The sequence below is a fragment of the Pseudoalteromonas sp. BMB genome (assembly GCF_001709235.1).
GTDB classification, from domain to species: Bacteria; Pseudomonadota; Gammaproteobacteria; order Enterobacterales; family Alteromonadaceae; genus Pseudoalteromonas; species Pseudoalteromonas maricaloris.
In genome coordinates, this window is the sequence record NZ_MBQA01000024.1 from 1 (window position 1) to 21,565 (window position 21,565).

A 21,565-nucleotide genomic window follows, 5' to 3' on the forward strand; every position below is an offset into this window, starting at 1 on the left:
GCGAAGTCTTTTGCTGTACCACCGTATACTTTTGCAAGTACGTTAGTGATTGCTGCAGTTAGTGTAGTTTTACCGTGGTCAACGTGGCCGATAGTACCAACGTTTACGTGCGGTTTTACGCGTTCAAACTTTTCTTTTGCCATTTTCAAATTTCCTATAAAGAAATTAAAGTCCAGCCCTAAGACCGGACCGAACTAAAATTACTTAACAGCGCGAGCTGCAATTATTGCATCAGCTACGTTTTTAGCCGCTTCAGCATACTTTAGGAATTCCATAGAGTATGATGCGCGCCCTTGTGTAGCGGAGCGTAAGTCTGTTGCATAACCAAACATTTCAGAAAGCGGTACCTGAGCATTAATTTGCTTCGAGCCACCAAATGCTTCTTCCATGCCTTCAATTATGCCACGACGACGGTTTAAGTCGCCTACTACATCACCCATGTTTTCTTCAGGGGTGATTACTTCTACTTTCATGACAGGCTCAAGTAGAACTGGACTTGCTTCAAGCGCGCCCTTTCTAAAGCCCATCGAACCTGCGATCTTAAACGCCATCTCGTTTGAGTCAACATCGTGAAACGAGCCATCAAACAGGGTAGCTTTAACACCCAATAGCGGATAACCAGCAAGAACACCTTGCTTCATCTGCTCTTGAATACCTTTATCAACCGCTGGGATATACTCTTTTGGTACTGTACCTCCTACGATTTCGTTAACGAATTCGTATATTGGCGCATCATCATCAGAGACATCCATTGGTTCTAGCTTCAACCAAACGTGACCATATTGACCACGACCACCAGATTGACGCACAAACTTACCTTCAGCTTCAACAGAAGCTCGGATAGTTTCGCGGTATGCAACCTGAGGCTTACCAACGTTACACACAACGTTAAACTCACGCTTCATACGATCGACAATGATATCTAAGTGAAGTTCACCCATACCAGAGATAATCGTCTGACCTGATTCTTCGTCCGTTTCTACACGGAATGAAGGATCTTCTGCTGCCAGTTTACCAAGCGCAACGCCCATTTTTTCTTGGTCAGCTACTGTTTTAGGTTCTACTGCGACCGAGATTACAGGCTCAGGGAACTCCATACGTTCTAACGTAATTGGGGCATCTTGAGCACAAAGTGTATCACCAGTAGTCACATCTTTTAGGCCGATAGCAGCCGCGATGTCACCCGCATGAACTTCTTTAATCTCTTCACGCGAGTTTGAGTGCATTTGAACAATACGTCCAAAACGCTCTTTTTTACCTTTAACAGGATTTAGTACCGAATCACCTTGGCTAACTTTACCAGAGTAAACTCGGAAGAAAGTAAGTGTGCCAACGAATGGATCGGTTGCGATCTTAAATGCAAGCGCCGCAAACGGTGCATTATCGTCAGCTTCACGCGTATCTTCGGTTTCGTCTTCTAAGACACCTTGGATAGCTTTTACTTCAGTAGGCGAAGGCATGAATTCAATCACAGCGTCAAGCACAGCCTGAACACCTTTGTTCTTGAATGCACTACCTGTCGTCATTGGCACAATTTCATTGGCCAATGTGCGTTGGCGAAGGGCTGATTTAATCTCTTCTTCGCTCAACTCACCATCTTCAAGATATTTTTCCATTAGCTCTTCAGAAGCTTCTGCAGCGCTCTCAATTAGATGAGAACGCCATTCTTCAGCAAGCTCAAGAAGATCTGCAGGGACCTCTTCATAGTTGAAAGTCATTCCCTGGTCTTCTTCATTCCAGTTAATCGCTTTCATCTTGATAAGGTCAATAACACCTTTAAATTCATCTTCAGCACCAATTGGTAGCTGAATAGGCACAGGTGTAGCACCGAGACGTTTTTTAACTTGTTCAACAACAGACAGGAAATTAGCCCCCGTACGATCCATCTTATTGACGAAAATCATACGTGGTACTTCGTATTTGTTTGCCTGACGCCAAACGGTCTCAGTTTGCGGTTGCACACCTGATGAAGCACATAACACAACAACAGCACCATCAAGTACGCGCAATGAACGCTCTACTTCGATAGTAAAATCTACGTGTCCTGGAGTATCGATGATGTTTACACGATGCTCATCAAACTGAGCATCCATCCCTTTCCAGAAACACGTCGTTGCAGCAGAAGTGATCGTGATACCACGCTCTTGCTCCTGCTCCATCCAGTCCATAGTTGCGGCACCGTCGTGTACCTCACCAATCTTATGAGAAAGACCAGTATAGAAAAGTACGCGCTCGGTCGTAGTTGTTTTACCCGCATCTACGTGAGCACATATACCAATGTTACGGTAGCGCTCAATCGGAGTTGTCCGTGCCATAATATCCTCTTAAAGGGTGTTAGCAGATTACCAACGGTAGTGAGCGAATGCTTTGTTCGCTTCAGCCATACGGTGAACGTCTTCACGTTTCTTAACCGCAGTGCCTTTGTTTTCAGCAGCGTCGATCATCTCTTGAGCAAGACGAAGACCCATTGATTTTTCGCCACGCTTACGTGCAGCTTCAACCAACCAACGCATACCTAGTGCGTTACGACGCACTGGACGTACTTCAACTGGTACTTGGTACGTTGAACCACCAACACGGCGAGATTTAACCTCTACCTGTGGGCGAACGTTATCAAGTGCAGATTCAAAGATTTCTAGGTGCGACTTGCCTGATTTTTCAGCAGCCACGTCTAGCGCACCATATACGATTTTTTCAGCAGTAGATTTCTTGCCGTCAAGCATTACTACATTAACGAATTTAGCAAGAAGCTCTGATCCGAACTTCGGATCTGGAAGAATTTTACGTTGACCTATTACGCGTCTTCTAGGCATTTTCTTTCTCCGGTATCTTCAGGTCCGTGCTAAACACGGATTCCCAAAACAATATATAAAAATTTAAAACTTAAGTGCTTGGCCTTACTAACGGAGAACCATTAGCCCTTAGGACGTTTTGCACCGTACTTAGAACGAGCCTGTCTACGGTCGTTTACGCCTGCACAGTCAAGTGCACCACGAACAGTGTGGAAACGCACACCTGGTAAGTCTTTAACACGACCACCACGGATTAGGATTACACTGTGCTCTTGTAGGTTGTGACCTTCACCACCAATGTATGAAGTTACTTCGAAACCGTTAGTTAAACGTACACGCGCTACTTTACGTAATGCAGAGTTTGGTTTCTTAGGTGTTGTTGTATATACACGAGTACATACACCACGCTTTTGTGGACAAGCTTTAAGAGCAGCAGAGTTGCTCTTTGTAACCTTGCTACGACGTGGCTTACGCACTAGCTGGTTAATAGTTGCCATTAAATAGCTCCTGAATTAATAAATTACTACTGAAAAATAAAATCTTACCATTTAGGTCAAATCCAATTTTATTGAACGACTAAAATGGGTGGCCGAATTTTAATGACCAAAGTTTAACCTGTCAACCAAAAGTCGTCATCAGCGCTAAGTAAATGCATGCAATTCGGATGGTTTTGTCTGCGAAGCTATTGAAAGTTAACAAAAGTTAGCGATTGCATTGAAAAACCTTTGTTGCAGTATACATATTGATGTGACGCTTTGATGGCAATTCGACCAGCGAGTTGAAAAGGCATAAAAAAACCGCTGTATTCACACAGCGGTTTTTCAATTAATTCGCTAAATGGCGAGGATTACTCGTTGCCACCTAGTAAATCAGCGTTTAGTGCGTCTGTTAGCGCTTGAGTTGCCTCTTCAGCACTTACTGTTTGCTCTTCAACAGCTGCTTCACCTTGCTTACGACGGTTGATGCGCTCTTCATGGTATGCGAAACCTGTACCCGCTGGGATCAAACGACCCACGATTACGTTTTCTTTCAGACCACGTAGCTCATCGCTCTTACCGTTAACCGCAGCTTCGGTTAGAACACGTGTTGTTTCCTGGAACGATGCCGCAGAAATAAACGATTCAGTCGCAAGTGACGCTTTAGTAATACCCATTAGTTGGATTTCAAACTTAGCTGGGATCTTACCTTGCATTTCTAGTTCACGGTTAGCGATGTTTACACGTGCAACTTCAGCTTGCTCACCTACTAGGAACTCACTGTCACCACCATCAAGGATGATACACTTACGAAGCATCTGACGAACGATAGTCTCAATGTGCTTATCGTTAATCTTTACGCCCTGTAGACGGTATACTTCTTGTACTTCGTTAGTGATGTAGTTAGATACATCAGTAACACCACGTAGACGTAGGATGTCGTGCGGAGACTCTGGACCATCGGCGATTACTTCACCTTTAGCCACTTGCTCACCTTCGAACACGTTAAGCTGACGCCATTTCGGGATCATCTCTTCGTATGCATCACCCTCTTCCGGTGTGATCACAAGACGTTTCTTACCTTTAGTCTCTTTACCGAAGCTAACGGTACCTGTGATTTCTGCAAGAATTGCAGGATCTTTTGGCTTGCGCGCTTCGAATAGGTCAGCAACTCGAGGTAGACCACCCGTGATGTCACGAGTCTTCGAACCTTCTTGTGGAATACGAGCCAGTACCGAACCAGGTAGTACTGTTGCACCATCTGTGATTTCAATCGTTGTGAATGAAGGTAGACGGATCTCTTGAAGACCACGTTCTTCGTTCTCAATGATTAGTTTAGGCTCTTTCGCGTTTACTTTCGCAAGATCCTTAACAACCACACGTGTTAGACCAGTTAATTCATCAGTCTGTGCTTCAGTGTTTGAATCATCGATATCGCTGAACGATACTTTTGACTCATGTTCAATGATGATTGGGTGGCTATGCGGATCCCAAGTAGCAACGATATCGTTACCTTTAACGTCAGCACCATCTTGTACAGTTAATACTGCACCGTAAGGAACTTTATAACGCTCTTTCTCACGACCGTGCTCATCGATTATCGTGATCTCAGTTGAACGAGACGTGATAACGATTTTGCCATCAGCATTGATTACAAACTTCGCATTGTGAAGTTTCAGATTACCATTGTTCTTAACTTGAACACTGTTCTCTGCAGAAGCTCGTGATGCCGCACCACCGATGTGGAATGTACGCATCGTAAGCTGTGTACCCGGCTCACCGATTGACTGTGCCGCGATTACACCAACTGCTTCACCAGGGTTGATGATGTGGCCACGTGCCAAGTCACGACCATAACAGTGTGCACACACACCAAAGTCGTTTTGACAGGTGATTACAGAACGTACTTTAACTTCGTCTACTGAGTGCTCTTCTAGAAGATCACACAGTTTTTCGTCAATCATTACGTTACGTTCAACCAGTACTTCTGTTGTACCAGGCTTAACCACGTCTTCAGCAACAACACGACCTAGTACACGCTCACGAAGTGGCTCTACAACGTCACCACCTTCAATTAGCGGCTTCATTACTAGACCTTCTTCGGTACCACAGTCTGATTCATTGATAACCAAATCTTGTGCTACGTCTACTAGACGACGAGTTAGGTAACCCGAGTTCGCTGTCTTAAGTGCCGTATCCGCTAGACCCTTACGCGCACCGTGCGTCGAGATAAAGTACTGTAGTACGTTTAGACCTTCACGGAAGTTCGCTGTAATCGGCGTTTCGATGATTGAACCATCTGGACGTGCCATTAGACCACGCATACCCGCTAGCTGACGGATCTGAGCAGCACTACCACGAGCGCCTGAGTCTGCCATCATAAACACTGAGTTAAATGACGGTTGCTCTTCTTCGTTACCTTCAGCGTTGATAACCGTTTCTTTTGAAAGGTTAGCCATCATCTCGCGAGAAAGGTTTTCGTTTACACGTGACCAGATATCGATAACTTTGTTGTATTTCTCACCGGCAGTTACAAGACCTGATTGGAACTGTTGGTTGATTTCTGCAACTTCAGCTTCCGCACGATCGATGATCTCACCTTTAGTTGGTGGGATTACCATGTCATTGATACCGATAGAAACACCTGACTTCATCGCGTAGTGGAAACCGGTATACATCACTTGGTCAGCAAAGATAACAGTATCTTTAAGACCTAGACGACGGTAACACTCGTTAAGAAGACCAGAAATTTGTTTCTTACCTAGTGGTTTGTTGATCAGTTCAAACGGCAAGCCTTCAGGGATATTCAATGAAAGGATTGCACGACCTACTGTCGTATCTACTAGGTGAGTTAAAGTGCCGCGCTCACGTGTTTCTTCGTCGATAGTCACTTCTGTGATACGCACTTTAACACGAGCGTGAAGCTCAGCAGCACCTACACGGTATGCTTTTTCAGCTTCTTTAGCATCTTTAAATACTAAACCTTCACCTTTACCGTTGATGCGATCGCGAGTCATGTAGTAAAGACCTAGTACAACGTCCTGTGAAGGAACGATGATTGGTTCACCGTTAGCTGGTGCTAGGATGTTGTTGGTAGACATCATCAATGCACGCGCTTCCAACTGCGCTTCAAGCGTCAGTGGTACGTGAACAGCCATTTGGTCACCATCGAAGTCAGCGTTATACGCCGCACACACTAGCGGGTGCAGGTGGATCGCTTTACCTTCGATAAGTACAGGTTCGAATGCTTGGATACCTAGACGGTGAAGTGTTGGCGCACGGTTAAGTAAAACCGGGTGCTCACGGATAACTTCGTCTAGTACGTCCCAAACCTCTGGTACTTCACGCTCAACCATCTTCTTCGCAGCTTTGATGGTTGTCGCCATACCACGGCGCTCTAGTTTACCGTAGATAAATGGCTTGAATAGCTCAAGTGCCATCTTCTTAGGTAGACCACACTGATGTAGTTTCAGTGTAGGACCAACGGTGATAACAGAACGGCCTGAGTAGTCAACACGCTTACCTAGAAGGTTTTGACGGAAACGACCTTGCTTACCTTTGATCATGTCAGCAAGCGACTTCAGTGGACGCTTGTTAGAACCTGTAATTGCACGGCCACGACGACCATTATCAAGTAGCGCATCAACCGCTTCTTGAAGCATACGCTTTTCGTTACGTACGATGATGTCTGGTGCAGCTAGGTCTAGAAGACGCTTCAAACGGTTGTTACGGTTGATCACACGACGGTAAAGGTCGTTCAGATCTGAAGTCGCAAAACGACCGCCGTCTAGTGGTACTAGAGGACGTAGATCTGGTGGAAGAACCGGTAGCACACTCATAACCATCCACTCAGGGTTGTTACCTGATTGGTGGAACGCTTCCATTAGTTTAAGACGCTTAGTGATTTTCTTACGCTTAGTTTCAGAGTTGATTGTTGGCAACTCTTCACGCATTTCAGCGATTAACTGACCAAGGTCTAGGTCACGAAGTAGATCAAGTACAGCTTCTGCACCCATCTTCGCTTCAAACTCATCACCGTGCTCTTCAAGTGCATCTAGGTATTCTTCTTCACCTAGTAGTTGACCGCGCTCAAGCGTAGTCATACCTGGCTCAGTTACCACGAATGATTCGAAATAAAGTACGCGCTCGATATCACGAAGCGTCATATCTAGCATTAGGCCGATACGTGACGGAAGTGATTTCAAGAACCAAATATGCGCAACTGGGCTAGCCAGCTCGATGTGACCCATACGGTCACGACGTACTTTTGTTAGCGTTACTTCAACGCCACACTTTTCACAGATAACACCACGGTGCTTCAAGCGCTTGTATTTACCACACAAACACTCGTAATCTTTTACTGGGCCGAAGATACGGGCACAGAATAAGCCATCACGCTCAGGCTTGAAAGTACGGTAGTTGATTGTCTCAGGTTTCTTTACTTCACCGTAAGACCATGAACGCACCATGTCTGGCGAAGCAAGACCAATGCGAATTGCATCGAATTCTTCGGTCTTATTTTGTTGCTTCAGAAACTTAAGTAAGTCTTTCACCTTAGCTCTCCTGTCGGAGGTTAATCTTGAGGGCAAGCCATGCTTGCCCCTACATTCTTTTCAGTCCGGTTGCAGTTATGCAACGCCGCAGCGCACTGCGGCGGTCGGATTAAATTTCTTCCAACTCGATGTTGATACCTAGCGAGCGGATTTCTTTCAACAGTACGTTGAACGACTCAGGCATACCCGGTTCCATCTTGTGGTTACCGTCTACGATGTTCTTATACATCTTAGTACGACCGTTAACGTCATCCGACTTCACTGTCAACATTTCTTGTAGCGTGTAGGCAGCACCGTATGCTTCTAGTGCCCATACCTCCATCTCACCGAAACGCTGACCACCGAACTGTGCCTTACCACCCAGCGGCTGCTGAGTAACTAGGCTGTAAGAACCTGTTGAACGCGCGTGCATCTTGTCATCAACAAGGTGGTTCAGTTTCAGCATGTACATGTAGCCTACTGTTACTTGACGCTCAAATGCATCACCAGTACGACCATCATATAACGTTACCTGACCACTTCTTGGATAACCACCAAGCTCTAGCATGTCTTTGATTTCAGCTTCACGTGCACCATCAAATGCTGGTGTTGCGATTGGAAGACCACCTTTAAGGTTATCTGCCAAGCGACGGATTTCATCATCAGAGAAGTTAGCAATATCTACTTTCTGACGGCAGTCACCGATTTCGTAAGCTTTCTTGATGAATTCGCGTAGCTCGTGAATTTCACGTTGCTCTTTCATCATTTCTTCAAGACGTTCACCGATACCACGAGCAGCTAGACCCATGTGAGTTTCTAGGATCTGACCGATGTTCATACGTGATGGTACACCCAGCGGGTTAAGTACGATATCTACAGTACGACCTTTATCATCGTAAGGCATGTCTTCAACAGGAACGATAGTTGAGATTACACCCTTGTTACCGTGACGACCCGCCATCTTATCACCAGGTTGGATACGACGTTTAACAGCTAGGTATACTTTAACAATCTTAAGTACGCCAGGTGCTAGGTCATCACCTTGAGTGATCTTACGACGCTTGTTCTCGAAACGCTTATCGTAGTCAGCTTTAAGCTCGTCATACTGTGCAGCTAGTTGCTCAAGCTCTGCTTGATGCTCTTCATCAGCAAGACTTTGTGTTAGTAGCTTCTCAGTGTTAAAGCCAGCAAGCTGCTCTTCACTCATACCTGATTTAATCAGTAAGTTACGAGCGTGAGTCAGGATACCGCCTTCAAGGATTCTGAACTCTTCGTTGAAGTCTTTCTTCGCTTCGCGAAGCTGCATATCTTCAACTTCTAGTGCACGTTTGTCTTTTTCAACACCGTCACGCGTAAACACTTGTACGTCGATAACCGTACCAGATACAGAGTTTGGTACACGTAGTGAGCTGTCTTTAACGTCAGACGCTTTTTCACCGAAGATAGCGCGTAGTAGCTTTTCTTCAGGTGTTAGCTGCGTTTCACCTTTAGGCGTTACTTTACCTACAAGGATGTCACCGCCTTTCACTTCAGCACCGATATATACAACGCCTGATTCGTCAAGCTTACCTAGTGCAGACTCACCTACGTTTGGAATATCCGCAGTGATTTCTTCTGGACCAAGCTTAGTATCACGAGCAATACACTGAAGCTCTTGAATGTGGATAGTCGTTAGACGATCTTCTTTTACAACATTCTCTGAAAGTAGGATTGAATCCTCGAAGTTGTAACCATTCCAAGGCATGAACGCTACGCGTAGGTTCTGACCAAGTGCTAAGTCACCTAGGTCTGTTGAAGGACCATCAGCAAGCACGTCACCACGTACCACCGGCTCACCAACCATACAAGTTGGTTTCTGGTTGATACAAGTGTTTTGGTTTGAACGTGTGTACTTAGTTAAGTTATAGATGTCGATGCCCGCTTCACCTTGGATGCGCTCATCTTCATTAACGTTAACAACGATACGGCTTGCATCAGCATACTTAACGATACCGCCACGCTTAGCAACGATTGTTACACCAGAGTCTTTCGCTAGTGTACGCTCAATACCAGTACCAACTAACGGCTTATCAGCACGTAGTGTAGGTACAGCTTGACGTTGCATGTTCGATCCCATCAATGCGCGGTTCGCGTCATCGTGTTCTAGGAATGGGATAAGCGCTGCCGCCACAGAGATTACCTGCTGTGGAGATACGTCCATATACTGGATGCTGTCGCTTGGCATAAAGGTTGATTCACCTTTAAAACGACATGGAATCAATTCTTCAGCAAATTGGTTATCATCAGTTAGCGTTGTATTCGCCTGTGCGATAACGAACTGACCTTCTTCAATTGCTGATAGGTAATCAACATCGTCAGTAACGATACCGTCGACTACTTTGCGGTATGGAGTCTCTAAGAAACCATAGTCGTTTGTACGCGCGTAAGTAGATAGCGAGTTGATTAGACCGATGTTTGGACCTTCAGGCGTTTCGATAGGACAAACACGACCGTAGTGCGTTACGTGTACGTCACGTACTTCGAAGCCAGCACGCTCACGAGTTAGACCACCCGGACCTAATGCAGAAATACGACGCTTGTGCGTTACTTCTGAAAGCGGGTTGTTCTGGTCCATAAACTGTGAAAGCTGTGAAGAACCAAAGAATTCTTTTACTGCTGCAGAGATTGGCTTAGCGTTGATCAAATCCTGTGGCATAACGTTATCTAGGTCACCAAGACTTAGACGCTCACGTACTGCACGCTCAACACGTACAAGACCTACACGGAATTGGTTTTCAGCCATTTCACCTACAGAACGGATACGACGGTTACCTAAGTGGTCGATGTCATCAACATCGCCTTTACCGTTACGGATGTCGATCAGTACCTTCATCACGCTCACGATATCTTCTTTAGATAACGTACCGTCACCTTCGTCTGAATCATAACCAACACGGCTATTGAACTTCATACGACCAACCGTTGAAAGGTCGTAGCGCTCTTCAGAGAAGAATAGGTTATCAAATAACGCTTCTGCAGCTTCTTTTGTTGGTGGCTCACCAGGGCGCATCATGCGATAGATTTCTACCAATGCTTCTAGGCGATTGTTAGTAGAATCAACACGTAATGTCTCTGACATGTACGCACCGCTGTCTACTTCGTTGATGTAAAGCGTATCGATCTTTGAGTGACCCGCTTTCACCAATTCAGCCATAAGCTCTAGTGATAGTTCAGTGTTCGCTTCTGCAATCACTTCGCCTGTTGACTCGTCGATATAGTTTTTAGCAACAACACGACCGATGATGTACTCATGTGGTACTTCAAGAGTGTCGATGCCTTGCTTTTCGATGCTCTTAATGTGGCGTGCAGTAATACGACGGCCTTTTTCAACCAATACGTCACCGTTTGCATCTTTAATATCAAATGCAGCGGTTTCACCACGTAGGCGTGAAGGCACAAGTTCCATCAACACTTTGCCATCTTTTACTTCGAAACTTGTCGTTTCAAAGAATAGTGCCAAGATTTCTTCTGAAGTGAACTCTAGTGCACGTAAGATGATAGATGCTGGTAGTTTACGGCGACGGTCAATACGAACGTAAAGGTTATCTTTAACGTCGAATTCAAAGTCAAGCCATGAACCACGGTAAGGGATCACACGTGCGTTATATAACACTTTACCAGATGAATGTGATTTACCACGGTCGTTATCAAAGAATACACCAGGTGAACGGTGTAGCTGAGAAACGATAACACGCTCAGTACCATTGATTACAAAAGTACCGGTGTCTGTCATGAGCGGGATTTCGCCCATGTAAACTTCTTGCTCTTTTATGTCTTTGACTGTGCCAGGTGCATCTTTGTCCATTAGCACAAGACGTAGTTTAACGCGAAGTGGAGCAGAATATGTCACACCGCGAATTTGACATTCTTTAACGTCAAATACTGGCTCGCCAATACGATAACTGACGTATTGAAGTTCAGAGTTGCCCGAGTAGCTCTTGATAGGGAATACAGAACGGAAAGCAGCTTCCAATCCAGTATCGCCATCGGCATCAGGCGCAATGAACTTATCGAACGATTCCAACTGCATTTGCAGTAGGAAAGGTATGTCCAAAACCTGTGGACGTTTACCAAAATCCTTACGGATACGTTTCTTTTCAGAATAAGAGTAAGCCATGGGGTTCCTCAGCTTGCTGATCTTTGACCCAACCTGTCCAAAATTGAACAGACTTCACTGGCATCTAAGCCATGATAACAACATCTAAATTGTCACACTAACTTGCTTAACTAACGGCTTAAATGAGCACAATTCAGGCTATATTCAAATCGTTAATGTCATCAAATTAGTGTTACTTCAAATGCCATTGCGATTTTCAACAAAAACTTCTAAGTTATTGAAAATTACAGTGAAATTCGAAGATTTATGCACGATAGAAATGCATATCTCTATAGCGCAAAAGGGCCGGTGATTAAATAATCACCAGCCCTTGCCTGATTTCTCAGGCAGCGAACCTAGCGGGAGCTAGATTACTTGATCTCAACTTGAGCACCAGCTTCTTCAAGATCTTTCTTAAGAGCTTCAGCTTCTTCCTTAGATACACCTTCTTTGATAGGTGCAGGAGCAGACTCAACTAGAGCTTTAGCTTCTTTAAGGCCTAGACCTGTTGCGCCACGTACCGCTTTGATTGCAGCAACTTTGTTACCGCCAGCAGCAGCTAGGATTACGTCGAACTCAGTCTTTTCTTCAGCAGCTTCAGCAGGACCAGCAGCAACAACAGCAGCAGCTGCAGTTACACCGAACTTCTCTTCCATAGCTTCAACTAGTTCAACAACTTCCATTACTGACATTTCAGCAATAGCGTCAAGGATTTGGTCTTTAGTTACAGACATTTCAAATTTCCTAATTATTTACGAACCCATGCGGTTCAAAAAATTTATTAAAGAAAGGAGCGTTGCTTAAATTAAGCAGCTTGCTCAGCTTTCTGTACACGTACCGCTTCAATTGTTTTACACAATTTGCCAGCAGACGCTTCTTTCATAGCGCTCATTAAGCGTGCAACAGCTTCGTCGTAAGTAGGTAGCTTAGCAAGCATATCTACGTCAACGATTTTGCCTTCGAATGCAGCAGTTTTAAGCTCAAATGCTTCGTTCTTTTTCGCGAAATCTGCAAAGATACGCGCAGCAGCACCAGGGTGCTCTGAAGAGAAAGCGATTAGGCTTGGACCAACTAGTGATTCATTAAGGCATTCGTAATCAGTGCCTTCAACCGCACGTCTAGCTAGGGTGTTACGAACAACTTTCATCCATACACCAGCTTCACGAGCTTCTTTACGAAGAGCAGTGATTGCACCTACTGTTACACCACGAGAATCAGCAACAACTGCTGAAAGAGCACCTTTGGCAGCTTCGTTGACTTCAGCAACAATTGCTTTTTTGTCTTGAAGATTTAAAGCCATGGGTGTTACTCCTGGTTTATAGAAAAACAAACATGTTTTTCAGTTCTACTCTACCCTGCTAAAAACTTTAGCAGAGATGCTTTTTACGGCGAGAGCCAGAAGATTAGGAAAATCTAGCTGGGATTCACACCGTCTACGTAGGACGATTAAGGCCGAAGCCACCTACGGTCTTGGACGGAAGCGCAATTTATCGATTCATTGTAGACCATGATGGAAACAATTTTCGAAATTATGCGCTTCAACCCGAATTCTTTGCTTTGTAAAGAAGCACACTTCTCTACAAAATGGCGCAAAATTATAGTCTAATTTTTACGCCATGTAAACGCTAAACTCTAAATTATACTACTTGAGTATTTAGAGTAGCTTGGTCTAAAGCAACACCAGCACCCATCGTAGTAGAGATGCTTACTTTCTTCACGAAAGTACCTTTTGCAGTAGAAGGCTTAGCCTTCTTAAGCGCGATGATTAGCGCTTCAAGGTTTTCTTGAAGTTGGTTAGCGTCAAAGTCTACTTTACCGATAGTAGTGTGGATGATACCGTTCTTATCGTTACGGTAACGAACCTGACCAGCTTTAGCGTTCTTAACAGCTTCTGCAACGTTAGGCGTTACAGTACCTGTCTTAGGGTTAGGCATAAGACCACGTGGACCTAGGATTTGACCTAGTTGACCAACAACGCGCATTGCATCTGGAGAAGCAACAACAACGTCAAAGTTCATTTCGCCTTTCTTAACTTGCTCTGCAAGGTCTTCCATACCTACTAAATCAGCACCAGCTTCTTTAGCAGCTTCAGCATTTGCACCTTGAGTGAATACCGCTACGCGTACATCACGACCAGTACCGTGAGGTAGTACAGTTGCACCACGTACGTTTTGGTCAGATTTACGAGCATCGATACCTAGGTTTACAGCAACGTCAACACTTTCAACGAACTTAGCAGTAGCAAGTTCTTTTAGAAGAGCAACAGCTTCGTTGATTTCGTACTCTTTAGTCGCATCCACTTTCTCGCGGATAGTACGCATACGCTTAGTTAATTTAGCCATTCTCAATTACTCCTCTACGTTCAAGCCCATTGCACGTGCAGAACCTGCAATCGTGCGTACAGCTGCGTCCATATCAGCAGCAGTAAGATCTGGACGTTTCGTCTCAACGATCTCTTCAAGTTGAGCACGAGTAACTGTACCAACTTTTTCAGTGTTAGGACGACCAGAACCAGACTTGATACCAGCAGCCTTCTTAAGAAGATATGCCGCAGGTGGAGTCTTCATTTCAAAAGTGAAAGAACGGTCACTGTAAACAGAAATAACAACAGGAACAGGTGCGCCTTTCTCGATAGACTCTGTACGTGCGTTGAACGCTTTACAGAATTCCATGATGTTTACACCGTGTTGACCTAGTGCAGGACCTACTGGAGGACTAGGGTTAGCCATACCAGCAGCAACTTGTAGCTTGATTAGAGCTTCAACTTTCTTAGCCATGATAATACCTCAATTGTGGGTCTTTGCCTCGTGCGCGCGAGGACGCGTACTCAAACGGCTTCCCAGTTAAAAAATTCAGTCTTTTTGCCGCATATTTTTGCGTACAACAAAAAGGCCGCTGATTATAGATTAATCAGCGGCCTTTGACAACTTTTTCAAGTTAGAATTTATTTGTCTTTCTCAACCTGACCAAATTCTAGGTCTACTGGCGTTGAACGACCGAAAATAAGTACCGAAACTTTCAGGCGACTCTTTTCGTAATCCACTTCTTCAACTACACCGTTGAAGTCAGCAAATGGACCATCTGTAACACGAACCACTTCACCCGGCTCGAATAAAGTAGCAGGTTTCGGTGCTTCAGCATTTTCTTGCAGACGGTTAAGGATACGATCCGCTTCTTTTTGACTGATTGGTGCAGGACGGTCTGACGTACCACCAACAAAGCCCATTACACGCGGTGTACTATTCACCAAGTGCCAAGACGCATCGTCCATTACCATTTGAACTAATACATAGCCAGGGAAGAATTTACGCTCAGATTTACGTTTCTGACCTGCACGCATTTCAACCACTTCTTCAGTCGGCACAAGGATCTCACCGAATAGGTCTTCTAACCCTTCGATTTTAATATGCTCGATAATGGTTTGTGCTACGCGTTTTTCAAAACCTGAAAACGCTTGGATCACGTACCAACGTAATTTCTTTTCTTTGTTCTCATCCGACATGGGATCAGATCTCCAATCCAGTTAAAAAGCCTACTGCACGGAAAAGTATACCATCTAATCCCCATAGGATTAATGCCATAATCACCGTTGCAATGATCACGATGAAAGTAGTGTGAGTCGCTTCCTGACGCGTTGGCCAGATAACTTTACGTACTTCAATACGTGATTCTTTAGCAAAAGCGATAAAGGTACGGCCTTTTTCAGTCGTTACCAAAATGCCCAAAGCCGCAGCGATAGCTGCAACCACGCCAACAGCGCGTACTAAAACAGATAAATCGGCATATAGATAATTACCAACTACGGCACCAGTTAGAAGTGCAATAGCAGCTAGCCACTTTACCGTGTCCATCGAGCTTGACGAGTTTTCAACATTAGTGCTCATAATCAATTTTACCTTAAATACAGACACAACAACCCTGCATAGAACAGGGTAAATCCATTCAATCCAAATTTACAAATAAGCGACTTAAGTGGTTTTGGGTCACGTTATTTTAAATGTGGACTTGTTGCTGAATTGGCAGGGGCGGCAGGACTCGAACCCGCAACCATCGGTTTTGGAGACCGCTGTTCTACCAATTGGAACTACGCCCCTGCAAAGTGGATGCCCATTATACTGACGAAGCAAACGAAAACAAGTGTAAAAGATATGCAAAGTAACATTTAATCTAAACTTGGTTTTGCGACGTCTTCAGAAAAGACGCAATAAATCTCCGTGATAAAAATCACAAAGCACCCAAACTTGCTCAAATGGATGACAATCAGGGATCTCCCAAGTGGCTTTTAAGCGCTTAAAATCGTCAAGATGATAAATGGGGCTGGCATTTCGAATTAACAACCAAACACGTTGTGAATCATAGTGTTTTTTGGCTTTTTGATTGAGCAGCCGCTGTAAGCCGATACTCAGTTGATCGGAGTCAGCGGCTTGACTCATTGCTGCCAGCTCTCTTTGCGTGGAGAGAGACAGCGGACGCCCAAGCACAGCCATCGCTTCTTTCTCACTGGCATAAAAATGGGCTATTTCTATATCAAGCTGTGATTTTCCTTGATAACAACTGACGTCCGGTTTATTGGGCTCATTGTGCCAAATATGGCGCATATGCACTGCAAACTGCTTTTCATAACTGCGTAAAAACAGTTTAGCCGCGTCATGCTCAAGTTTTATTTTTTCTGCTTCACTCGCTCTGTCCATTCACAACCACTGCTACATCACTCAATAGGCTTGAAGCACCGAATCTAAAATTATTGGCATTGAGCCACTCGGCCCCCATAATTTCTTCGGCCAATCGTAAATATCGCTGCGCTTCTACTACTGACTTTACTCCACCGGCCGCTTTAAATCCAACCGATTTACCGCTGCTTTTGATTGTCTTAAGGATAACTTCAGCCGCTTCTGGTGTAGCATTGACAGCAACCTTTCCTGTACTTGTTTTAACAAAATCCGCGCCCGCCATAATGGCAAGCTGCGCGGCTTCCGCAATGAGCTTTGGTTTGGCCAATACGCCACTTTCGATGATGACCTTGAGCTTTGCTTTACCTTGACAGGCAAGCTTGCTTGAATGCACATATTGCCAAGGTGTATCTGGATCACCCGCCATCAGCTGCTGATAAGGAAGCACGAGATCAATTTCGTCGGCACCATCTGCGATTGCTGAATGAGTTTGTGCAACGACCTGCTGGAGCTTTTGCTCTCCCGATGGGAAGTTGGTCACCGTTGCTACTTTTATCTGCGACCACCCACGCTTTTCCAACTCTTCTTTTACTAACGTCACAAACTGCGGATACACACAAATAGCCGCTGGTAGTCCAATATCAGGGTTAATGCTATTCAATAACGCGAGAATACTTGCCGGCGTATCGTCCTCTTTCAAAGAGGTCAAATCCATTAAACTCAGCGACAACCGAGCATCAGATTGTAAAGTCATTACCGTGTTCCTTTTCATTCTATGTAATAAGCCGAGGGCCTGTTCATCTTTCAAGTTTGTTTTTGCAGCAAAGGTCAACAGACCCTAGTTAAATGCATACAGCAGCACCAACAATAGGACAAATGTCCGCATACAATTACCTGTCGGATACGGTTTTTACTATTGTTCATTAAATGAATATCTCATAACCAAACACTATAATCGTCAAATCACAGCAAAAATTTAAGCTAACCCCATGAAATAAAAAGAAAGTGAGATTTAACCGCTTTCTTTATAACTTTTGGTTATATTGAGTCGGTTTAAATTATTTTTTCCCACATTTGCAACTCTATATGCTGCGCTCTATTAGCGATATCAATCAATATTGATATCAACCGTCGTGATGTTTAGCAGAGGTTATCGTGCAATACTTGCCAATTTTTACCAAACTAGAAAATAAACCTGTATTGATTGTAGGTGGTGGTGAGGTTGCGCTGAGAAAGTGCCGCGCCTTTTTAAAAGCCAATGCAGCAGTCACTTTGGTTTCACCTGAGTTTTGCACTGAGCTTTTATCACTAGCAGCTGATTCAAGCGTTGCACTTCGGCATAAGCCATTTGATGCATCAGACCTAGACAATGTTATGTTAGTCGTTGCGGCGACGGATGTTGAAGCAGTGAATGCAGAGGTAGCAGAACTTGCTGAAGCGCGCAACCTTTTCGTTAACGTAGTCGACGACCAACCAAAGTGTAATTTTATTTTTCCTTCAATCGTGGATAGAAACCCTATAACGATTGCCATATCTAGTGCTGGAACTGCGCCCGTCCTTGCAAGACGATTACGAGAGAAGTTAGAAACCCTTATTCCACAGCATATTGGTCCGCTGGCAACGCTTGTCGGTCAATTCAGACATAAAGTGAAAGCGCGCTTTAAACATTTTGCTGACCGCCGTCAATTTTGGGAATCCGTTTTTGATTCAAATGTGGTAAGTGAAGTGCAAGCTGGTAACAGTGAGAACGCACAAATTCAACTTGAAGCCATGCTAGAAAGCACTCCTTCACCTGAAGGCGAGGTTTACGTCGTCGGTGCGGGTCCTGGCGACCCAGAGCTGCTGACACTTAAGGCATTACAACTCATGCAACAAGCCGATGTTGTGGTTTATGACTACCTAGTTTCAGACGAAATCATGGATCTTGTACGTCGTGACGCTGATTTAATCTGCGTAGGCAAAAAAGCCGGTAATCATAGTGTCAAACAAGAACACATCAATGAGATTTTGGTTGATTTAGCCAAACAAGGTAAAAAGGTTTGTAGAATAAAAGGTGGCGACCCATTTATTTATGGTCGCGGTGGCGAAGAAGTACAAATATTGGCCGAAAACAACTTGAAATATCAAATTATTCCGGGTATTACTGCTGCTGCAGGATGTAGCGCATACGCTGGTATTCCACTAACCCATAGGGATCATGCCCAAGCTATTCAATTTGTGACTGGGCATTGTAAGCAAGATGGACAAGAACTCGACTGGGAAGGCTTGGCTAAAGCGAATCAAACGCTTGCTGTATACATGGGAGTGATTAAATCGCCGCACATTCAGGCGCAATTACTCACTCATGGGCGCTCGCCGAGCACACCTGTAGCAATTGTTGAGAATGGCACACGCAAATCTCAGCGTGTAGTAAGAACACAATTAGATCAACTTGCAGAGACTATTACTGCGCATGATATTCAGTCGCCAGCACTATTGATTATTGGTGAAGTAGCAGCATTACATGAGCAATTAGCTTGGTTTAATAAGAACAATCAAATCAGTAGCTTTGCTCAACCCATTACGCAAGTCGCGTAATAACCGTCACAGATAGTTAAATTTATAAGTAGGACATTAATCATGGCTTTAACCCATCTCCAGCAACTCGAAGCTGAGAGCATAAAGATCATCCGAGAGGTTGCCGCAGAGTTTGAAAACCCGGTAATGCTGTACTCGATTGGTAAAGACTCGTCGGTACTGCTTCACCTTGCTCGTAAGGCTTTCTACCCTGCGAAGATCCCTTTTCCTCTACTCCACGTTGATACCAATTGGAAATTCAGAGAAATGATCGAGTTTCGCGATAGATTAGCAAAAGAGTATGGATTTGAACTGCTTGTGCACAAAAATCCAGAAGGACTAGAGATGAACATCAGTCCATTTGTTCATGGTTCATCTAAGCATACCGATATCATGAAAACACAAGGCCTGAAGCAAGCGCTAGATCAATATGGCTTTGATGCGGCTTTTGGTGGTGCCCGCCGTGATGAAGAAAAATCTCGCGCAAAAGAACGAGTTTATTCATTTAGAGATAAGCACCACCGCTGGGATCCTAAAAACCAACGTCCGGAGTTATGGAATACGTATAACGGTCAAGTGAACCCTGGCGAAAGCATTCGTGTTTTCCCATTATCAAACTGGACAGAGCTCGATATTTGGCAATATATCTACCAAGAAGGTATTGAGATAGTGCCACTTTACCTCTCAAAGCCAAGACCAGTTGTTGAGCGTAACGGGACGTTAATTATGGTCGATGACGACCGCATGCCACTTGCCGAAGGTGAAGTGCCAGAAATGAAATCTGTACGCTTCAGAACACTTGGCTGTTACCCACTAACGGGGGCAGTTGAATCAGAGGCCGATACGCTCACTGGAATTATCGAAGAAATGTTGTTATCTACGTCATCAGAACGTGAAGGACGAGTGATTGATCATGATTCATCAGGATCAATGGAGAAGAAAAAGCGCGAGGGGTATTTCTAATGTCAACAGCAAATGAAGTGAAAGAATTAGGCATTGAAACCTACTTAGCGCGTCAGCAAGACAAGAGCTTGTTGCGCATGATGACCTGCGGCAGCGTAGATGACGGTAAATCAACGCTGATCGGCCGTTTGCTACACGATAGCCATCAAATCTATGAAGACCAATTAGCTGCGCTACACAAAGACAATGAAAAAGTCGGCAATGCGGGTGAAGATCTAGATTTAGCGTTACTCGTTGATGGCTTACAAGCGGAGCGTGAGCAAGGTATTACCATTGATGTGGCTTACCGCTATTTCTCGACAGCGAAGCGTAAATTTATTATTGCCGATACGCCGGGACACGAGCAATACACACGTAATATGGTTACGGGTGCTTCGACCAGTGATTTGGCTATTATCCTTGTCGATGCCCGTTATGGTGTGCAAGTTCAGACTAAACGCCATAGCTTTATCTGTGATTCACTGGGTATTAAACAGTTCGTTGTCGCGATAAACAAGATGGATATTGTTGACTTTGATGAGGCCGTATTTGAGCGCATAAAGGCCGACTATTTGAAGTTTGCTGAGCAACTGAACGTACGAGATATTCGCTTTGTGCCAATGTCAGCACTTAAAGGCGACAATGTTGTAAACCGCTCAGAAAAAACGCCTTATTATCAAGACAAACCATTGCTGGAACTGCTGGAAGATTCTCCAGCAGCAGAGCCTAATCATGGTTTTGAAGCGCGATTCCCGGTGCAATATGTAGTGCGTCCTAACCTAGATTTTCGTGGTTTCCAAGGCACATTAACCTCTGGTAGCTTAAGCGTTGGCCAAGCGGTTAAAGTATTGCCATCAGGTAAGACTTCAACCATTAAAGAACTCGTGACTTTTGATGGCAATCTAACCCAAGTGGAAACCGGACAAGCATTCACTATCACCCTAGCAGATGAAGTCGATGTGAGTCGTGGCGATGTGATTGTGCCTGCAGAGTCGACTGCTCAGGTGACGAATCAGATCACTGCTAAGCTGGTATGGATGCACGAAACACCACTCCAGTTGGGTAAAAGTTATAACCTTAAATTGGGTAGCAAGAAAACCGCGGCAATCGTGAAAAATATCGAGCACACTATCGATGTGAATACACTTGAGCACAGCCAAGCCGATTCATTGTCATTAAATGAAATTGCTATCGTAACCATCGAGCTGACAGAAAATGTCGTTGCGGATGAGTATTTAAATAATCGTGAAACTGGCTCGTTTATCTTAATTGATCGCCTATCTAACCTAACCATAGGTGCGGGTATGGTGGAAACGGTTCAAGCAGCAACAGCAACGTCCTCAAGTCAGTTTAGTGAATTTGAGATTGAGTTTAATGCATTAGTTCGCAAGCACTTCCCTCATTGGCAAGCGCTTGATATTTCGAAGTTAAAATAATGCAATTCAGCCTGTTAGTCGAGGTA

At 44.5% G+C, this 21,565-nt stretch carries 17 protein-coding genes and 1 tRNA gene; 3 read left to right on the plus strand and 15 right to left on the minus strand.

Translation table 11 applies throughout. From position 1 onward, the window contains the following. The 15 genes from BB427_RS23650 to deoC all read right to left on the minus strand — a co-directional run. Positions 1-143 (minus strand): GTP-binding protein (locus BB427_RS23650; RefSeq protein WP_254663567.1); only part of this gene is annotated, 143 nt, incomplete at its 3' end. Between the two features lie 57 nt (positions 144-200). Then, on the minus strand, positions 201-2,315 hold the full coding sequence (gene fusA / locus BB427_RS02215; protein WP_010607821.1) for an elongation factor G: 2,115 nt from the start codon (positions 2,313-2,315) through the stop codon (positions 201-203). 27 nt (positions 2,316-2,342) lie between these two features. Next, positions 2,343-2,813: a 30S ribosomal protein S7 gene (gene rpsG, locus BB427_RS02220; RefSeq protein WP_010376219.1), complete on the minus strand. Its 471-nt coding sequence runs from the start codon at positions 2,811-2,813 to the stop codon at positions 2,343-2,345. 101 nt (positions 2,814-2,914) lie between these two features. Then, a complete protein-coding gene (rpsL, locus tag BB427_RS02225; RefSeq protein WP_010367657.1) occupies positions 2,915-3,289 on the minus strand; it encodes a 30S ribosomal protein S12 in 375 nt (124 codons plus the stop codon). 350 nt (positions 3,290-3,639) lie between these two features. Beyond that, positions 3,640-7,821 (minus strand): DNA-directed RNA polymerase subunit beta', encoded by a 4,182-nt coding sequence (rpoC, locus tag BB427_RS02230; RefSeq protein ID WP_010607820.1) that lies wholly within the window; start codon positions 7,819-7,821, stop codon positions 3,640-3,642. 109 nt (positions 7,822-7,930) lie between these two features. Further along, positions 7,931-11,956, minus strand: coding sequence for a DNA-directed RNA polymerase subunit beta (rpoB, locus tag BB427_RS02235; protein WP_010607819.1), 4,026 nt, complete (start codon positions 11,954-11,956; stop codon positions 7,931-7,933). A 350-nt stretch (positions 11,957-12,306) separates the two neighbouring features. Then, positions 12,307-12,669 carry a 50S ribosomal protein L7/L12 gene (gene rplL / locus BB427_RS02240; protein WP_010376226.1) on the minus strand — a complete coding sequence of 121 codons (363 nt, stop codon included), beginning with the start codon at positions 12,667-12,669 and terminating at the stop codon, positions 12,307-12,309. A 71-nt stretch (positions 12,670-12,740) separates the two neighbouring features. Further along, on the minus strand, positions 12,741-13,235 hold the full coding sequence (gene rplJ / locus BB427_RS02245; RefSeq protein WP_010376227.1) for a 50S ribosomal protein L10: 495 nt from the start codon (positions 13,233-13,235) through the stop codon (positions 12,741-12,743). A 337-nt stretch (positions 13,236-13,572) separates the two neighbouring features. Then, on the minus strand, positions 13,573-14,277 hold the full coding sequence (gene rplA / locus BB427_RS02250; protein ID WP_010376228.1) for a 50S ribosomal protein L1: 705 nt from the start codon (positions 14,275-14,277) through the stop codon (positions 13,573-13,575). Positions 14,278-14,283: 6 nt separating this feature from the next. Beyond that, complete coding sequence (gene rplK, locus BB427_RS02255) at positions 14,284-14,712, minus strand: 50S ribosomal protein L11 (RefSeq protein WP_010376229.1); 429 nt, start codon at positions 14,710-14,712, stop codon at positions 14,284-14,286. A gap of 167 nt (positions 14,713-14,879) precedes the next feature. Beyond that, positions 14,880-15,437 (minus strand): transcription termination/antitermination protein NusG, encoded by a 558-nt coding sequence (nusG, locus tag BB427_RS02260; protein ID WP_010376230.1) that lies wholly within the window; start codon positions 15,435-15,437, stop codon positions 14,880-14,882. Positions 15,438-15,441: 4 nt separating this feature from the next. Further along, entirely contained in the window at positions 15,442-15,819 is a 378-nt protein-coding gene (gene secE / locus BB427_RS02265; RefSeq protein ID WP_010376231.1) for a preprotein translocase subunit SecE, read from the minus strand. 133 nt (positions 15,820-15,952) lie between these two features. Then, a tRNA-Trp gene (locus BB427_RS02270) sits at positions 15,953-16,029 on the minus strand. 96 nt (positions 16,030-16,125) lie between these two features. Next, complete coding sequence (locus BB427_RS02275; RefSeq protein WP_069018803.1) at positions 16,126-16,626, minus strand: hypothetical protein; 501 nt, start codon at positions 16,624-16,626, stop codon at positions 16,126-16,128. Then, positions 16,610-17,359: a deoxyribose-phosphate aldolase gene (deoC, locus tag BB427_RS02280; RefSeq protein WP_069018804.1), complete on the minus strand. Its 750-nt coding sequence runs from the start codon at positions 17,357-17,359 to the stop codon at positions 16,610-16,612. Before deoC ends, BB427_RS02275 begins: the two co-directional genes overlap by 17 nt. Before the next feature lie 401 nt (positions 17,360-17,760). Between deoC and cysG the strand changes: the two genes are divergently transcribed. Genes cysG through cysN form a run of 3 tightly spaced genes read left to right on the plus strand, consistent with a single transcriptional unit; the run spans position 17,761 to position 21,539 of the window. Further along, positions 17,761-19,182, plus strand: coding sequence for a siroheme synthase CysG (gene cysG, locus BB427_RS02285; protein WP_069018805.1), 1,422 nt, complete (start codon positions 17,761-17,763; stop codon positions 19,180-19,182). Between the two features lie 42 nt (positions 19,183-19,224). Then, positions 19,225-20,124 carry a sulfate adenylyltransferase subunit CysD gene (gene cysD, locus BB427_RS02290; protein ID WP_010376235.1) on the plus strand — a complete coding sequence of 300 codons (900 nt, stop codon included), beginning with the start codon at positions 19,225-19,227 and terminating at the stop codon, positions 20,122-20,124. Then, the gene (gene cysN, locus BB427_RS02295; protein WP_069018806.1) at positions 20,124-21,539 is read left to right on the plus strand and encodes a sulfate adenylyltransferase subunit CysN; all 1,416 of its coding nucleotides are present in this window, start codon (positions 20,124-20,126) and stop codon (positions 21,537-21,539) included. Before cysD ends, cysN begins: the two co-directional genes overlap by 1 nt. The last annotated feature ends 26 nt before the right edge of the window (positions 21,540-21,565 follow it).

What these genes read in the sequence shown, in the direction of transcription:
- fusA (WP_010607821.1), bottom strand. Translation starts at nt 2,315, where the DNA reads ATGGCACGGACAACTCCGATTGAGCGCTACCGTAACATTGGTATATGT.
- rpsG (WP_010376219.1), bottom strand. Translation starts at nt 2,813, where the DNA reads ATGCCTAGAAGACGCGTAATAGGTCAACGTAAAATTCTTCCAGATCCG.
- rpsL (WP_010367657.1), bottom strand. Translation starts at nt 3,289, where the DNA reads ATGGCAACTATTAACCAGCTAGTGCGTAAGCCACGTCGTAGCAAGGTT.
- rpoB (WP_010607819.1), bottom strand. Translation starts at nt 11,956, where the DNA reads ATGGCTTACTCTTATTCTGAAAAGAAACGTATCCGTAAGGATTTTGGT.
- rplL (WP_010376226.1), bottom strand. Translation starts at nt 12,669, where the DNA reads ATGTCTGTAACTAAAGACCAAATCCTTGACGCTATTGCTGAAATGTCA.
- rplJ (WP_010376227.1), bottom strand. Translation starts at nt 13,235, where the DNA reads ATGGCTTTAAATCTTCAAGACAAAAAAGCAATTGTTGCTGAAGTCAAC.
- rplA (WP_010376228.1), bottom strand. Translation starts at nt 14,277, where the DNA reads ATGGCTAAATTAACTAAGCGTATGCGTACTATCCGCGAGAAAGTGGAT.
- rplK (WP_010376229.1), bottom strand. Translation starts at nt 14,712, where the DNA reads ATGGCTAAGAAAGTTGAAGCTCTAATCAAGCTACAAGTTGCTGCTGGT.
- nusG (WP_010376230.1), bottom strand. Translation starts at nt 15,437, where the DNA reads ATGTCGGATGAGAACAAAGAAAAGAAATTACGTTGGTACGTGATCCAA.
- secE (WP_010376231.1), bottom strand. Translation starts at nt 15,819, where the DNA reads ATGAGCACTAATGTTGAAAACTCGTCAAGCTCGATGGACACGGTAAAG.
- BB427_RS02275 (WP_069018803.1), bottom strand. Translation starts at nt 16,626, where the DNA reads ATGGACAGAGCGAGTGAAGCAGAAAAAATAAAACTTGAGCATGACGCG.
- deoC (WP_069018804.1), bottom strand. Translation starts at nt 17,359, where the DNA reads ATGACTTTACAATCTGATGCTCGGTTGTCGCTGAGTTTAATGGATTTG.
- cysD (WP_010376235.1), top strand. Translation starts at nt 19,225, where the DNA reads ATGGCTTTAACCCATCTCCAGCAACTCGAAGCTGAGAGCATAAAGATC.
- cysN (WP_069018806.1), top strand. Translation starts at nt 20,124, where the DNA reads ATGTCAACAGCAAATGAAGTGAAAGAATTAGGCATTGAAACCTACTTA.